This is a genomic window from Spirochaetota bacterium, assembly GCA_035477215.1.
Taxonomy (GTDB): domain Bacteria; phylum Spirochaetota; class UBA4802; order UBA4802; family UBA5368; genus MVZN01.
The window spans coordinates 209,597-225,683 of record DATIKU010000014.1; the positions used below are offsets into that span (position 1 = coordinate 209,597).

The window sequence follows — 16,087 nt, forward strand, 5'->3', positions numbered from 1 at the left end:
GGGACGGAGTTATCGTTCGTCTTCCATGCGGTGGAAGTGGCGGTAGATGGTTTCCGCCGTTTTCGCGCCGATTCCCGGTACAAGCGCGATTTCATCCATCGTCATCTCCGGGATCTTCGCCGGCTCGGGTACGTTCCTGAGCAATAGAGCCTTCTTTTTCGCGCCTATCCCCGGAATGGAATCCACCACCGAGGCGGTCATGGAGCGGTCACGCAACGAGCGGTGATAGCCTATGGCGAATCGGTGCGCCTCGTCGCGGGCCGCCTGCAGAATTTTAAGCGCGGCCGAGTTTTCGGCGAACCGAAGCGGCGCCGCTTTAGGGTCGTAGTACACCTCCTCGCGGCGCTTGGCAAGCGAGATGATCGCCACAGGCGCTCCCAGCGCGTCGCGCGCCTCCATGGCCCGGGAGAGCTGAGCGGTTCCGCCGTCGACGACCATCAGGTCGGGGAAGGGAATCCCCTCGTTCATCAGATGCTGGAGCCGCCTTCCCACAACCTCGTGTATCATGCCGGGATCGTTCGCCCCTTCGTGGTCGCGAATCCTGAACCGGCGGTAATTTTTTTTATCGGGGACGCCGTCGTGAAACTCGACCATCGAGGCGACGGCGTAATTACCCTGTATATTCGAGATATCGAAACAGTCGATGACCTCGGGGGGGGCGGAGAGGCCGAGCGCGTCGGCGAGTTCAGATAGTCCCCGCTCCTTGTCGGCGAACCTTTTGTGCGCTTCCCGGTCGGCTGCGACCAGATCGATGTTTTTCTGAACCATCTGGAGTATCCCCCGCTCGTCGGCCGTCCTGGGAGGCGATATGACCGTCTTTCGCGAAGCGAGCGAGGTGAGGTATTCGGCGACGGTGCTTCGATCTGCCATGTCGGATGAAACGACGATGCGCGGAGGAACCTCCGCGCCCCGGTAGTATTCGACCAGGAAGGCCTGAATTATTTCGCCCGGCATGGAATACCTGGCGTTTTCAAAGATGAAGATTTTTCTACCGACAAGCGCCCCGGACCGGAATTCGAAGAGGAGCACTATGGCCTCGTCGCCGCCTGATGCGAGCCCCACGAAATCCTGGTCGCCGCCGACGGGAGCGAGCACCTTCTGTCCGCTGGTGATTTTACGGATGTCAGCGATAGCGTCCCTCATGCGAGCGGCCTTTTCGTATTCCAGTCGCGAGGCGTAACCGTCCATGATGGAGTTCAGGTCGTCGATGACCGGGTCGATGTTACCTTCGAGGAAGCGCATGGCGGTTCCGATGATCGCGCTGTATTCTTCCGCGGACATGGCGCCGCGGCATATGCCGTGACATCGGTTTATCTGATAGTTGAGACACGAGCGTTCATGCTCCTTCAGCGGCAGCGGTCGGTTGCAGGTCTTGAGCTTGAAAGCGGTGTTGATGGTGGTGATCATCTGCCTTGCGGCCCGGGCGTCGGTGTACGGTCCGAAGTAGCGGTTGCCGTCCGGGGCGGGCCTGCGGGTGAACACGAGCCGGGGAAACTCCTCGTCGAGCTTGACCATTATGTAGGGATATTTTTTATCGTCTTTAAGGCGTATGTTGTATTTCGGCTTATGCCGTTTGATAAGCGTATTTTCGAGCAGGAGCGCCTCGACCTCGGAGTCGGTTATGATGTACTCCATATCGGCGACGCTCCTTACGAGCACCCTGGTCTTGGGGTCCAGGTCGGCCTTCCGGAAATATGAGGACACCCGTTTCCGGAGCGAGCCCGCCTTGCCTATGTAGATGATCCCGCCCGCGTCGTCTTTCATCAGATATACGCCGGGCTGAAGGGGGAATCGGGCGAGCTTAAGCTGGAGCTTCGTCTCCGGTTGTTTCATCGCCGTACTGCAGTTTCCTTATTTTTTCCATATACCGGATCGTGAGTTCGTTTCCAGGGTTCGCCTGCAGGGCCCGCTCGAACATGTCCATGGATTTTTCATACTCCCTCCGGCGCGCATAAATCACGCCCAGGTTGAAATAGCTGCCGAAACCTTCCGGCTTGAGGAAGGTAAGCGTGGTGAAAAGCGCCGCCGCGTCGTCCAGCCTGCCCTCCTTGAGGAGCGTGACCCCGAATTTGAATATATCACCGAGTGTGTCCTTGTTCTCCATCTCCTCCGGGATTTTTTGCTTTTCCCCAAGGATTTTTTCCCGCTCCTTGAGTTCCCTCATCCCGCCGACAAGGCTGTTGAACGACGTCGCGAGCTCCATGAGTTCCTCGTCCGCGCCGGCGTTGAGGGTTACGTCGAGCTCGCCGGCGGAGGCCTTCTTTATCGATGCCGAAAGCCCCTCGATGAGCAGGGTGAAGTTATGCATAAAAAGATAGCTCGCGCCGAAGACCGCAAGCACCAGTGCGGTGGCGAGCAGCGCGACGATCTTTTTCATCCTGCCGATTTCCGCCGTGTACTCGTCCAGGGCCGCCTGCAGTCCAGCCGAGGAAAAGGAGAACTGCAGCACCACCTCCTTCTTCCCCAGAGAAAAGGGGACGTAGACATTCTGCCAGTACGCTCCTGTAGAAGCGCGGATAAGCGGGTCGACGGCAGGCTCGAAGAGGCCCTTTTTAAGATATCCGGCCTCTCCGTCCTCGCGCACGACGGAATTCCTGGCGATACCCGTTTCGACCGCCGGGTTCTGCCGGATGATTTCGGCGGCGCGAAAGTAGTTCTCGTCCGCGGTCCGGGTAAAGACGATGGCGTGAAGGCAGTCAACATCTTCCCGGCACAGGGACTTGATCTCCCGGGCAAGCTCGGCGGTCTTCGCGGCCTTTCTTTGTCCGAGCGCCCGGGCAAGGCTTTCGCCTCTGTCGAGAAGCAGGCGCCCGTGCCCGCTCACGATCGTCCTTTTGATTATTGAATGGTTGCTGCGGAGCACCTGGTTGAACGCGACCGCGAGGATCAGCACCAGCGCTGAAACGAGCGAAGCGATTACTATCACAAAGCGTTTTGAGATTCCCGCCCGCGTTTTCATTTTCCTCTCTCCTGTGGAATGCTTACGCGAAATACACTGCCGCAGCCCTTGGCGCTTTCCGCCTCGACTGTCCCGCCGTGCAGCTCAATGAAGCGCCTGCATATCACAAGCCCGAGACCGGTGCCGCCTTCTCCCCTTGTGCCCTCCGAGCTGAAGAAGGAATACTTTTCGAAGATGGTCTTAAGCGTGTCGGCCGTCATTCCCGTGCCGGTGTCCCGGACGGTGATGACGATGGCTTTGTCGTCATCCGACCGCTGTGCGCTGACATCGATGACGCCGTTTTCGGTGAATTTGACCGCGTTATTTATGAGGTTGTTGACCACTTGCAGTATCTTCATGCGGTCGATAACCGCGCGCGGGTCGTCGAGAAGGTTGTGGAAATGGATGGCCGTGTTCTTGTCCGAGGCGAGCAGTATGAAATTATTGATGCTTGTGCCGATAAGCTCGGTCAGGTCCGTCTCCTCCGTGGCGAGCCGAATAATCCCCGCCTCGATTTTGGAAATATCCAGCAGTTCGTTTACCAGCGAATAGAGGTTGTCCGCTATCTCGCGGATTATCAGCAGGTAGCTCCGCTGGGTGTCCGAGAGCTGGCCCTTCTTGAGCAGGTAGTTGGTATATCCGCCTATGGACGAGAGGGGCGAGCGAAGATCGTGCGATACCACCGTGAGGAATTCGTCCTTGAGGTCGTTGAGTTTCTTGAGCTCGATCATGTTGCGCTCGTTCTCGCGTTTGAGGAGGACGCGCTCGGCGGCCCTGTAGATGATAAGCTTGAGCGTCTCGGCGTCGACCGGTTTTTGTATGAAATCGTAGGCGCCCAGCTTCATTGCCCGGATCGCGCTCTCGACCGATGCGTAGCCGGTAAGCACCAGCGACAGGGTGTCGATCCGTTCGTTCTTTATGAACTCCATCACCTCGAAGCCGTTTTTATCGGGCATGTTGATGTCGGTGAGAACGATGTCGTAGCGCTCCCCGGCCAGCCTGCGGAGCGCGGTGCCGCCGTCGGAGGCGGTGCCGACCGTATACCCTTCCTTGACGAGGATTCGCTCGAGACGGGAGAGTATCTTTTCCTCGTCGTCGGCGATGAGGATGCTGATCCGGTTTTTTTGCATTGCTGGAGATGGTGTCCGGGTTCGACGGTCAATGAGCGACCGACGGCGACGCTTTTATCTAATAAGGTAGACCGGATTATTGCAAGAAAAATATTCCCGCCGACACGGGGTTTGGCGCCCGCGGACGTTTTTTTTTGATGCGCCCCGCAAGCGCGCTATACTGATACCAGGACGAAGCTCATGAAGATCGAACGTCGATTACCCCGTCTGTGTCATAATATCTTTAGTGTATAGCCCATCCTGATTAATCGACCGGCTAAAGGTGTTTGAACCTGAAATGGCGCCATTACGGCGCCATTTCTTTTTGTGCGCCCGGCGCGGGTCTAACGTCGGGCTCCCCTGTCAGGCTTTTTCGCTGGGAATCGAGCCGATGAGGAGCCCGATGCGTTCACGCCCGCGGGTCCAGTGCCAGTCACTGCGGGCATTGTAATAAAGGTGCCACGTTTTTTTATCCAGCGGCCGTGCGTCCAGCGCATAGACATGACTTTTCTTCCATCCGGCGCCTTCCGGCCTGACCAGCGGTTCCGCGACGGTCTGCTTCCAGTTTATGCCGTCCTTCGAGGTGAAAACGAGTATTGCCGAGCCCGAGTGCCTCGTTTTTTCGTTCCAGTATATTCCGTTTTCGAAACCGGCGAATCCGTCCTCCAGCCGCGCCACCTTGAAGGCGCCGGCGCCGAGGTTGCGCCAGGTATTTTGCGGCGAGGGCGAGATGAGCGGCTCGGGGCGCGGTACGAACGGTCCGGTGGGGCTTTCGCCCTCCGCCACGCCGATGTAGAGCGGCTCGTTGAACCCGCAGTCGGGAATGTAGACCAGCGATGCGCTGTAATACAGAAGATAGCGCTTCCCGTGCCTCACCACGCAGGGATTGCCGACCGATTGGCCGAACTTCGCGTCGCGGTGCCAGGCGAGCGTGGGCCGGAGTATCACAACAGGGTCGCTCCATGTCATGAGATCGTCTGACACCCTGCATTCAATATGCGATTTCCATTTTATCGGAAGCCACGAGAACCACAGAATGTGTTTACGTGTCCGCTCATAATAGAGATAATACCTGTCGCCGTCTCTGAGGATGAAGGGCCGCATCGCGCTCCCGCAGACGAGACCGGGAAGGCGTGTGAACGTTTTGCCGTCGCCGGAGGTGAAGTGGTGTATTCCCATGAGCGAGTGCGCGAACAGATGCCAGGCGCCGTCGGGCGATTCCGCCGGCGTGAGAAAGCTCGGGTCCGCGATGATGGGCGAGGGGAACGGCGGCTCGATGATCGGGTTGCCGTCGTACTCGCGCCACTTGAGCGACTTGAATGCGGATGTTTTCATCACGTCCCCTCCTTATTTACTTTTTCCGGCGATTGCTTTGGCGGGAAGGGCGGACCGCTCCCACTCCCCTGTGAAGTGTTTCTCAGCGTACGGCCGAATTCAAGCCGGGTCAATTAAAAAAACCGCGGGCCGTCCGGGGAATTATTTTCCTTTGTGCTTGCAACATGAATTCACACGGGCGCAGAAATAAAATTCTGGACATTTTTTACGTAACGAGTTAAATGCCCGGTGTCATGAGGGGAAAATGAGCGAATCCAGGTACCGTATTGAAGTCTATTCCACAATAAATGATCATCGTGGCGGGGTTTTAAAAGCGAAACTCGAGCGCCTCGGATGCCGCGTGTCGGCGGTAACGACGACCGACAACTACCTGGTCAACGTCGAGCTTTCGCGCGGAGAGGCCGAATCGGTAGGCCGCATGCTCGCCAACCCCGTAACCCAGGCGTACGCGATCAACGAGCCCTTTGTGCCGGCGCGGTTTCGCCATGCGCTCGAGATCGGCTTTCTTCCCGGCGTCACCGACAACGTCGCGCATACCGTGCGCGAATCGATAGAAGATTTACTGAAGCGGCGGCTCGATCCCGAAACCTCCGTCTTTACCTCGATAAGCTATTTCCTGGACGGCGAGATCGCCCCGGAAGAGGTACGGCGCATCGGTATGGAGTTGTACAATCCGCTCATTCAGCGCATCAAGGCGCTCGACGCGGCCGAATATTCCTTGGCGGGCGGAATGGGGCGGGCGCTTCCCCTGGTGCATATCCATGAGCGTCCCGAGGCGGACGAGGTGAGCTTGGATCTTTCCGAAGGCGAGCTTCGGCGTCTGGGCAGGGAGGGTATTCCCGACGCCGACGGAAGCCGCAGGGGGCCGCTCGCGCTCGACATGCTTTCGCTCGAGGCAATCCGCCGTTATTTCCGCGAGGACGAAAAACGCAACCCGACCGACATCGAGCTCGAATCGATCGCGCAGACCTGGTCCGAGCACTGCAAACATACCATCTTCGCCGCGCGCCTTGACGAGCTCGACGACGGCGTCTTCCGGCGCTTCATCCGCGAAGCCACCATGCGCGTGCGGCGCGAAAAGGGCGCGGACGATTTCTGCGTATCCGTGTTCGAGGACAACTCGGGCGGCATAGAGTTCGACGACGAGTACGTGGTCTCCGACAAGGTCGAGACGCACAACAGCCCCAGCGCCCTGGACCCCTTCGGCGGGGCCATCACCGGTATAGTGGGGGTAAACCGCGACACCATGGGCTTCGGCATGGCCGCCCGGCCCATCGCCAACCGCTACGGCTTCTGCTTCGCCGATCCCTTCGACGAGCGGCCGCTGTACCGCGCGAAGGACGAAGGCTCGAAACTCCTCTCGCCGCGACGAATCATGGAAGGCGTTATCCACGGCGTCAACGTGGGAGGCAACTGCTCGGGCATCCCGACGCCGCAGGGCTTCGTCTATTTCGACGACCGCTACAAGGGCAAGCCCCTTGTGTTCGTGGGCACGATCGGCCTCTTGCCGAAGAAGGTGAACGGCAGGCCCTCGACCGAAAAGAAGGCCATGCCTGGCGATTGCATCGTCATGGCGGGCGGGCGTGTGGGACGCGACGGCATCCACGGCGCGACCTTCTCGTCCGAGGCGCTCAACTCGGGGAGCCCCGCCACGGCCGTACAGATAGGCGACCCCATCACCCAGAAGAAGATGTCCGATGCCATAGTGAAAGAGGCGCGCGAAAAGGACCTGTATCATTCCATTACCGATAACGGGGCCGGGGGCCTTTCGTGCTCGGTCGCCGAAATGGCGAAGGAGGCCGGCGGCTTCGAGGTGGAGCTTGAGAAGGTGCCGCTGAAGTACCCGGGCCTGGCCCCCTGGCAGATATGGGTGAGCGAATCGCAGGAGCGCATGACGCTCGCCGTGCCCCCGGAGAAATGCAACGAGTTCATTACGCTCATGGAGAGCCGCGGCGTGGAGGCCACCATTATCGGCCGCTTCACCGGCTCGCCGCGCGGCATCGTCACCTACAGGGGCAAAAAGGTCTTCGACCTCGACATGGACTTTTTGCACAACGGGCTTCCGCGCAAGAACCTGAAAACGGCGCGGCCGTCAAAACCCGCGATCATCCCTGATTTTCCCGCACCCGCCGACATGACCGGAGCATTCCACGCGATGCTTTCGCGGCTCAATATCGCGGGCTTCGAGTTCATCTCGACGCAGTACGACCACGAGGTGCAGGCCAATTCGGCCATCAAGCCGCTCCATGGCCGCGGCCGCGTCAACGCCCTCGTCTCGGTGATACGGCCGATTCCGGGCTCGAGAAAGGGCGTGGTGCTCTCGCAGGGGCTTTACCCATCGTACAGCGAGATCGACCCCTATCGCATGGCCGCCTGCTCCATCGACACGGCGGTGCGCAACGCCGTGTCGGCGGGCGGAAGCCTGAAGCGGCTTGCGCTCCTCGACAATTTCTGCTGGTGCGATTCGGACAATCCCGAGCGGCTGTGGCAGCTTCGTGAAGCGGCGCAGGCGTGCTACGATTACGCTGTCGCCTACGGCACGCCGTTCATCTCGGGCAAGGACAGCATGTACAACGACTTTCGGGGGTTCGATGAAAACTTCGACCCGGTGAGCATCTCCGTGCCGCCGACACTCCTCGTCTCCTCCATCGGGATCGTCGGCGACGTCATGCTGTGCCAGACCATGGATTTCAAGTTCGACGGCGATTATATCTATGTCATCGGCAATACGTACGATGAAACCGCGGGAAGCGAATACACGGCCATGACGGCCGTAATGAACGACCGCCGCGGCGCGCTGTATGGAAGCGAGGTGCCCCGCGTGGACGCCGCGGCCAATGCGCGGCTGTACGGCGCGTTCGAACGCGCGCTTGCCGGGGGACTCGCGGCCTCGTCGGTGTCGGTGGAGCGCGGCGGGCTTGGCATTGCCATGGCGCGCTCGGCGATGGCGGGAGAGCTGGGCGTGAACGTGGACCTGGCCCTTGTGCCCGGAGGCGAGGCCCTGCGCGAGGATGTCATCCTTTATTCGGAGTCGCAGGGCCGCCTTATAGTTTCGGTCGCGCCGGGGAACTGCGCCGCCTTCGAGGGACTATTCGCAGGCCTACCCTGCGCGCGGATAGGGCGGGTCACGCGCGACGTGGCGATCATAATCCGCGGGTGCGACGGCGCACCGGCCGTTACCAGCGACGTCGCCCGCTGCCTCGAGAGTTATCGCGCGACGTTCAGGAATTTTTAGTATGCCGTTGGACGCATAAAACAACAGGGGATGTCACGTTCATGCCAAAACCAGCCGTACTCGTGCTCACCGGATATGGAATAAACTGCGACGAGGAGACGCGCTACGCCTTCGAGCGCGCCGGCGCCGACGCGCGCATCGTGCACATCAACGACATCATCGCCTCGCCGGCAATGATGGCGCACTTTCAGATAGTGGCGTTTCCGGGCGGTTTTTCGTACGGCGATGACACCGGAAGCGGCAAGGCGCTCGCCAACCGCGTAAAGAACAACCTCATGGACGAGTTTCGCTCCTTCATAGAGCGCGACACGCTCATGCTCGGAATCTGCAACGGCTTTCAGGTGATGGCGAACCTCGGCATCGTACCGGCCCTGGTCGAAACTATCGGAGACGTCCAGGTGTCGCTCGAGCGCAACAACACCGCCCGGTACCAGTGCCGGTGGGTGGACCTGGCCGTAGGTCCGGGAAACGCCTCGGTTTTTATAAAGGGAATGGAGCGCCTGCATGTTCCCGTTGCGCACGGAGAGGGCAACTTCTACGCGTCGTCGGAGGTGCTTGCGGCGATCGAGGAGAAGAAGCTCGTTGCCCTGCGTTATGTGCGGCCCGACGGATCGCCGGCGGACGGGGAGTTTCCGTTCAACCCCAATGGTTCGTTAGACGATATCGCAGCGATATCGGACGCGAGCGGCCGAATACTCGGCATGATGCCCCATCCCGAGCGGAACATCCTGTTCACCCAGCGCGATGACTGGACGTATATAAGGGAGAAGGCTAAAAGGGAAGGGGCCCGTCCGGACGAAGAGAGCGAGGGGATGACCTTGTTCCGAAACGCCGTCCGCTACTTTAAGTAAACGGCATCCCCGTACGGAAGGCGAAGCGACCGGTGGAGGCCCGCCGGAATGGTCGATCGATGGCCGTGGCGCTGAATCGATTTTGGCCATCATGTTTTTCGGGTTACCGTCCCCCGTTGTCAGCGGGGGACAGTGCCGGGGCATCCCGACTTAAAATTTCGACTTTTTGTCAAGCATGTAGCGGCCGGAATTCTCAGCATCGAGCGCGCCGCTGGGCTGATAGAACTTCCATTCGCCGTTCTTCTTGCCGGTCATGTATTCGCCCTCGGCCTTGAGTTTTCCGTTCGGATAATACTCCTTGTACGGGCCGTTCAGCTTGTCCATCATGAAGGTGCCCTCTATTTTCGCGGTCCTGGTTCCGGGGAAATATTCCGTCCATTTGCCGTTCTTCTTGAGGGCCAGCCATTTGCCCGACCAGCGGAAGCTCGTATTGTTTTTCGCGTCGTCCGCGGGCGGTTCCGCCGCCTCCATGGTGCCTGCGCTCTTGCCGTCCTTCATCACGTCGAAGACGGCCTTGGGGATTCCGAGCAGGTCGCCTTCGCCGATGAGCGTGCCGTTCTCATACAGCCGGTTTCCGCCGCCGCTTACCATCCCGCCCAGAAGAGCGAGCTCCATGACCTTGCGGCCGGACCCCTCGTAGAAATTCCAGAGCCCGGTTTCCTTGCCTTCCCTGTATGCGCCCTCTTTCAGGAGCTTTCCCTCGCGCGAGAAAAAGCGCCAGACCCCCTCGGGCTTGTTTTTCATGAAGGATGCGTCGGCGGCCATCTGCCCGTTATCGTGGTAGAAGCGCCACTTGCCGGTCTTTTCGTCCGCGGCGTTGGAGCCTTCCATCTTCTTCTTGCCGCTGGGATACCACTCGGTCGCCTGGCCGTCCTTCTGGTTGTTCTTGTACCAGGCGATCTCCTTCGGCTTGCCGTCCTCGAAGTATTCCTGCGAGCGGCCGTTCTTCACGCCGTCGCGGAACTCCTCTTCTTTCCACACCTTTCCTGACTTAAAGAAGGAGGTTTTGACGCCCTCCATGCCTCCGATCGGCATGGTGAATCCTGACTCGGTCTTCTCCTTGATAACATAATTGGCCTTCCACATCAGCTCGCCGGTCTCGTGATACCCCTTCCATTCGCCGGTCCGCTGGTCCTCTACGAACTCGCCGTCGGTGCTCTTCTGGCCGTTCTTGTAGTAGAAGGTCCACATTCCCTGCTGCTTGTTATTGAGGTATTCGCCCTCGCCGAGCTTTTCACCCGATGTCTTATGGTGCAGGGTCCATTTCCCCTGTTTCTCCTTGCCCATGACCGGGCCCTCGCCCTTCAGGGACTTGTCTTCCCAGTATTCCTTGATGATTTTCGTACCCTCGGGCGCGCCTGCCGCGCCCTTGTCTTTCGGGGTGGATTTGCACGAAAGCGCGAAAAAGGCGATCGCGATAACGGCGACGATCTTCTTGTAGTTCATGGTCACTGCTCCTCGTTTTTCATGATGGATGGGGCGGTTCGACAGGACGCCGTATGTATGTGGTGGCGTATGTGCCCGCGAAACCCGGTAATCGTAGCCCAAAATTGCCCGGTGTGTCAATATTTTAATTCTTAAAAGCCGCGTACCGGCCGAAAATAAAGGAGACGAAACCGTGCCCGCCCGTTCCGGGGGCGATCCTTTATACCGTGCGAGGTGATTCGTATGATGAGGTCATTGTGGACAGCCGCATCCGGAATGGTGAGCCAGCAGTTCAATATAGACACCATCTCCAACAACCTGTCGAACGTCAATACAACCGGTTTCAAGAAGAACCGGGCCGAGTTCGAGGACCTCATTTACCAGACCCTGTTGATGGCGGGCACCCCGGCCACCGAGGTGTCGGAGGTCCCGACGGGAATCCAGGTGGGCCATGGAGTAAAGACCGCGGCCACACAGAAGCTCTTCCATCAGGGGAGCCTGCAGTCCACGGAAAACAAGACCGACCTCGCCCTTGAAGGGGAGGGCTTTTTCAAGATACAGCTCTACGACGGCACCTTCGCCTACACGCGCGACGGCTCGTTCAAGATCGATTCGAACCGGCAACTGGTCACCTCGAACGGTTATCTCCTCGAGCCTCCGGTGGTGCTTCCCGACAACTTCATTCACGAGACGCTGGCCACAAGCCAGGATGGCCGGATTACGGTCAAGATCATCGGCGAGGACGATCCGATCGATGTCGGTCAGCTCGAGATATACCGCTTCGTGAACCCCGCCGGCCTTGCGAGCATAGGCGGAAACCTCTTCAAGACCACTCCCGCCTCCGGCGAGGAGATACCGGGCCAGCCGGGCATGGGCGGCATGGCGAAGACCCACCAGGGCTTCCTCGAGATGTCGAACGTGAAGGTGGTCGAGGAGATGGTAAACATGATCGTGGCCCAGCGCGCCTACGAGATCAACTCCAAGGCCATCCAGACCTCGGATTCGATGCTCGCCACGGCGATAGGGCTCAAGCGGTAGGCGCCATGCGTAAACTCCTGACCGCGACGGCGGTCGCCGTGCTGATTGCCGCTTCGGCGGCTCCATCCTCCGCGGCCGTCATCGTGTATCTCGTTTCGCGCGCCGAGCTAAGCAAAGCGCCCGCACTCGGCGACGTGGCGAGTATTGACGCCGCGCCCGGGATCAGAAACATGCTTTTGAACCTCGCCATTCCGGAGAAGGCCCTTTCGGACGGATATGTCGACCGCCGCGAAGTAGAGGACCTGCTCGCCGCCGCGGTGAGCGAGGGAGTGCTTGTTTACGGCAACGCTGTGCGGGTGAACCGTATGGTCAGGGAAGAACCCGCCGCGCAAGAAGGGAGCGCGGTTGTTTCCGAACAGCTCGTTCGCACCGGCGATGCGGTGAATGTGCGCGTGAAGAATAACGGCATAATCATAGAGCTTTCCGGAAACGCGCTCCAGGGCGGGGCCAGGGGCGACGAGGTCGCGGTGAAGCTGAAGGGAAACCGTACGCTCAAAGGGCGGGTCGTACAGAAAAGCCTTATAGAGCTGGCGTTATGAGCGGTTTATCGACCGGGATAAAGATACTTTCCGTCCTCTGTGGCGTTCTCGTCTGCGGAACGGTCTCGGGGAAGAGCATCTGGACCGACAAGAACATCTATTCCTCGGGCGAAAGCCTTCAGGTGGGCGATATCATATCGGTGCAGGTGGACGATATCTCGCAACTGCGCTTCACCATGGCGCTTGCGGACAGCAACAGCTTCAACCTCAACTCCAGGCCGGATGCCGGTATAACGGGTTTCCTGCCAAAAGTCAATTCCGAGCGAAAGATCACAAATACCGACAAGACCGAAGTATCGGGCCGCGGCAATTTAAAGATCGTTATAGGATCGCGCGTAACGGCGCGAAGGGACGACGGCAAGTACCAGATAGCCGGGGTGCGTTCGTACTCGTTCAACGGCGCGGCGAACCAGTTCGCCGTGAGCGGCATAATCGATCCGGCATCGGTGAAGGGGCGCACCGTACACTCCAGGGACGTCGCCGACTTCCGGCTGGACATACGCGGGGTGAAGGAGGTCCCGGGCGTCAACATCACCCGCCCCGCGCCGGGACCGGACGAGAGCGCGACGAGCTCGCTCACCGAAGAGGAGAAACAGCGCATCATCGTCGATTACCTCAATAAGATGCTTCGGGAAATGGGGCGCTGAGCCATGAGACTGATAAAGACGGCCTTGCTTGTCCTTGCCGGGTGTGCGTTCGCCATAACGGCGGTTTATGCCGAGGTTACCGTCAGGGTCAAGGACATAGCGTTCATCGACGGCCTGAAGGAAAACCAGGTCTTCGGCTTCGGCCTGGTGATGGGCCTGCAGGGCACGGGCGACTCGCAGTCGGTGCTAACCCAGTCGGCGCTTAAAAACCTTCTAAAAAACGTCGGCATACTGGAGGATGAAATTATTAAGTCTAAGAACACCGCCGCGGTGCTCGTTACCGGAAAACTCCCTCCCTTCGTCAGGGTGGGCGACAAGATAAGCGTTTCGGTTTCGTCGATCGGCGACGCGAAGTCGCTCGAGGGCGGGGTTCTCGTGCAGTCGCCGCTTCGCGGCGCCGACAACGCCATTTACGCGGTAGCGCAGGGAACGCTCTCGTTCGACGAGCCCGCGCGCGGGCGCAAAAGTGTGAAGACCGCGGCGCGAATAATAAGCGGCGGCATCGTGGAGCGCGAGATCGAACCTGAAATAGTGGTGGAGAACGGCGTGTCGCTCGTAATGAAGAACTGGGACTTCTTCGAGGCCGATCAGATCATCAAAGCGATCGCGGAAAAGTATCCGGGAGCGAACCCGACCATGGCAAAGGGCGGCAAGATACGGCTGTCCCTGCCGGAGAACGTGGCCTTCGCCGAGTTCATCTCCACGGTGGAAAACATCGAGATCACGCCCGGCAACCGCGCCCGCGTGGTGGTGAACGAGAAGGACGGCACCATCGTGATGGGCGGCGATGTGCGCATCTCCGAGGCCGTGGTGAGCAAGGACGGCGTTACGATACGGGTCGAGAAGAGCAAGGACAAGGGTTCGGATAAAGCCTCGGTGGCGCATATCAAGGCCTCGTCGACCGTCAAGGATCTGGTCGATTCGCTGAACTTCATCGGCGCGCCGACGAGGGACATCATCTCGATCCTCAAGGCGCTCAAGGACGCGGGCGCGCTCCATGCGGAACTCATAGTGAGGTGACCGGAAATGATAAACGCCATAGACGCGCGCGCAACCGCGCAGCTTGGAAGGGACGATCGCGCGGGAGAGATTTCACGGCGCGCCGAAGGCGCGGCGCGGGGATTTCAGAACGTGCTCGATGAAACGATAAGCCGTGAAGAGCTGAAGGGCAGGGCGACGCATCCACGAGCGGTCGACCGGAAACTCATGGACGCCTGCACCGAGATGGAATCGCTCTTCGTGGCGAAGATGCTTAAAGAGATGCGCAAGACAGTGCACAAGGGCGAGATGCTCAACGGCGGTTTCGCCGAGGAGATATTCGAGGACATGCTCTACGACGAGTACGCGCTCAACATGTCGAAAAACTCGAGTGTGGGAATAGCGAAAATGCTGTATGACCAGCTGAGTAATAAACTTTAATGTATAGGAAATTGCTCCCTCCCGCCGGCGAAAGCCTCGGGTCATATCGCCAGGTATCTGAAGCCACCCCTTGGGAAAAGTAGCCTCCCCGCCACTGTGGCCCATGGTCGGTTTCGCCATGGGGCTTTTCGCGGTGCAGACCTTCTGGGGATTCACCTGGGCAACCCTGCCGCTGTACCTTCGGGAATTCGCCGGTTCCAACACCGTTACCGGCATCATGCTTTCCACGACCGGTATCACCGGCATCGTGCTTCCCGTTGTTTCGGGAATGGTATCCGACCGGATTTCGACGCGGTGGGGTCGCCGAAAGCCGGTTATCGCCGCCGGCTGGGCGCTGGTCTGCTGCATGTTGCTTCTGATACCCTTCATTCGTTCGACGCCCGCGCTGCTTGCCCTGCTCGTGCTTGCCTACGCCGGCTTTTTTACCGCAATGGGGCCGTATTTCGCCCTGCTGGCCGACACCTTCCGCCCGGAAGAGCGCAGCAAGGCCACCGGAGTCATGTTTCTGGTCGGCGGCACGGGAATCCTGAGTTATCTGCTATTCGCGGCGCGTTTTTATGAAAGCTCGCCGCTGTGGCCGTTTTTCTGGACCGTCGGAGGGATTATATTCGCCAACGTCGTGCTCTTCGCGGTGATTCGCGAACGGACCGGGGAAGCTATCCGACATCGGGCCGGTGGTATCTTCCCGGAGGTTTTTCGGCAAAGGGAGGTCGTTCGCTTCTATGCCGGTATGATTCTCTGGTGGACGGGTCTGTGGATGGTGAGCGCCTTTTTCATCATCGCCTACCGCGAAGTGTTTGGGATATCGACGGAGCTGGCGGTCACCGCCTTCCTTATCTTCAACATCTCTTTTGTCGTGTCGGCGCTCCCGGCGGGACTTCTGGGTATACGTTTCGGCATGAAAAAGGTCACTGCCTGCGGGCTCGGACTGCTGGCGATAAGCCTGGCCTTTACTCCATTGATCGGAGGCTACAGCGCATCGCTACCTTTCCTTGTGGCCGCCGGCGCTTCGTACAGCGCGGTCCTTGCCGTCTCGTATCCCTTCTTCCTGCGGCTCCTTCCCGGCGGGAATACGGCCGGGTTCGTCGGGCTCTACATGGCCTGTCAGAACGGGACGCTCCTGGTCGGTCCCGCGCTCGGCGGGCTGGTCATCGACCTTTTCGGATATTCCGTGTTATTCATCGCTTCGGCGTCGGTCATTCTCGCGGGCCTTGCGGTTTTCCTGGGTGTGCAGGAACCGCAATCGAAAACGAATTGACAGGACTCCGCCGTTGGTGTCAGTATATGTGCCGGATCCTATTGAATGCACATATCGTCAGAAAAATTTGACAATCTCGTACTCGGCACCGCCGCCCGGATCGTCGCGTCGCTTCCTCCCGACCTGCGCGCAAAGGCCGAGGAAGTGATATTCGCCGTCACCGACCGGCCGTCTCCAGAGCAGTTAAAAAGCGTGGGCGATGAAGACGACACCGACGCCGGCGATCTTCTCGGACTCTACGAGGGGATATCGCTCATCGACCGCAAGATCGACGATATGTCCGTACTCCCCGA

General features: G+C 59.3%; 14 protein-coding genes. 9 read left to right on the forward strand and 5 right to left on the reverse strand.

Annotated features, from left to right (window positions below):
* Positions 1–9: 9 nt before the first annotated feature.
* The 4 genes from uvrC to VLM75_02985 form a co-directional block, all read right to left on the reverse strand.
* The gene (gene uvrC, locus VLM75_02970; GenBank protein ID HSV95878.1) at positions 10–1,833 is read right to left on the reverse strand and encodes an excinuclease ABC subunit UvrC; all 1,824 of its coding nucleotides are present in this window, start codon (positions 1,831–1,833) and stop codon (positions 10–12) included.
* Positions 1,802–2,959 carry a tetratricopeptide repeat protein gene (locus tag VLM75_02975; protein HSV95879.1) on the reverse strand — a complete coding sequence of 386 codons (1,158 nt, stop codon included), beginning with the start codon at positions 2,957–2,959 and terminating at the stop codon, positions 1,802–1,804. The genes uvrC and VLM75_02975 overlap by 32 nt, the downstream gene beginning before the upstream one ends.
* The gene (locus tag VLM75_02980; protein ID HSV95880.1) at positions 2,956–4,068 is read right to left on the reverse strand and encodes a HAMP domain-containing sensor histidine kinase; all 1,113 of its coding nucleotides are present in this window, start codon (positions 4,066–4,068) and stop codon (positions 2,956–2,958) included. Before VLM75_02980 ends, VLM75_02975 begins: the two co-directional genes overlap by 4 nt.
* A 342-nt stretch (positions 4,069–4,410) precedes the next feature.
* Positions 4,411–5,382: a family 43 glycosylhydrolase gene (locus tag VLM75_02985; GenBank protein HSV95881.1), complete on the reverse strand. Its 972-nt coding sequence runs from the start codon at positions 5,380–5,382 to the stop codon at positions 4,411–4,413.
* Positions 5,383–5,626: 244 nt separating this feature from the next.
* Here VLM75_02985 and VLM75_02990 point away from each other — a divergent pair, with 244 nt between their 5' ends.
* Together VLM75_02990 and VLM75_02995 are read left to right on the forward strand one after the other, a co-directional pair.
* Positions 5,627–8,617 carry an AIR synthase-related protein gene (locus VLM75_02990; protein ID HSV95882.1) on the forward strand — a complete coding sequence of 997 codons (2,991 nt, stop codon included), beginning with the start codon at positions 5,627–5,629 and terminating at the stop codon, positions 8,615–8,617.
* A gap of 41 nt (positions 8,618–8,658) precedes the next feature.
* A complete protein-coding gene (locus VLM75_02995; GenBank protein ID HSV95883.1) occupies positions 8,659–9,468 on the forward strand; it encodes a phosphoribosylformylglycinamidine synthase subunit PurQ in 810 nt (269 codons plus the stop codon).
* A gap of 150 nt (positions 9,469–9,618) precedes the next feature.
* On the opposite strand, the gene VLM75_03000 is transcribed toward VLM75_02995, so the two are convergent.
* Positions 9,619–10,914 (reverse strand): toxin-antitoxin system YwqK family antitoxin, encoded by a 1,296-nt coding sequence (locus VLM75_03000; protein ID HSV95884.1) that lies wholly within the window; start codon positions 10,912–10,914, stop codon positions 9,619–9,621.
* A gap of 222 nt (positions 10,915–11,136) precedes the next feature.
* Between VLM75_03000 and flgG the strand changes: the two genes are divergently transcribed.
* From flgG to VLM75_03035, 7 genes are all read left to right on the forward strand, one after another.
* Positions 11,137–11,931, forward strand: a complete 795-nt coding sequence (gene flgG, locus VLM75_03005) for a flagellar basal-body rod protein FlgG (GenBank protein ID HSV95885.1) — start codon at positions 11,137–11,139, stop codon at positions 11,929–11,931.
* Positions 11,932–11,936: 5 nt separating this feature from the next.
* Complete coding sequence (locus VLM75_03010) at positions 11,937–12,470, forward strand: flagella basal body P-ring formation protein FlgA (GenBank protein ID HSV95886.1); 534 nt, start codon at positions 11,937–11,939, stop codon at positions 12,468–12,470.
* Entirely contained in the window at positions 12,467–13,117 is a 651-nt protein-coding gene (locus VLM75_03015; protein ID HSV95887.1) for a flagellar basal body L-ring protein FlgH, read from the forward strand. Before VLM75_03010 ends, VLM75_03015 begins: the two co-directional genes overlap by 4 nt.
* Before the next feature lie 3 nt (positions 13,118–13,120).
* Positions 13,121–14,137, forward strand: coding sequence for a flagellar basal body P-ring protein FlgI (locus tag VLM75_03020; GenBank protein ID HSV95888.1), 1,017 nt, complete (start codon positions 13,121–13,123; stop codon positions 14,135–14,137).
* 6 nt (positions 14,138–14,143) lie between these two features.
* Positions 14,144–14,536: a rod-binding protein gene (locus VLM75_03025; protein HSV95889.1), complete on the forward strand. Its 393-nt coding sequence runs from the start codon at positions 14,144–14,146 to the stop codon at positions 14,534–14,536.
* Positions 14,537–14,606: 70 nt separating this feature from the next.
* Entirely contained in the window at positions 14,607–15,794 is a 1,188-nt protein-coding gene (locus tag VLM75_03030) for an MFS transporter (protein ID HSV95890.1), read from the forward strand.
* A 45-nt stretch (positions 15,795–15,839) separates the two neighbouring features.
* Positions 15,840–16,087: metallopeptidase family protein (locus VLM75_03035; GenBank protein ID HSV95891.1), on the forward strand; the 248-nt coding region annotated here is incomplete at its 3' end.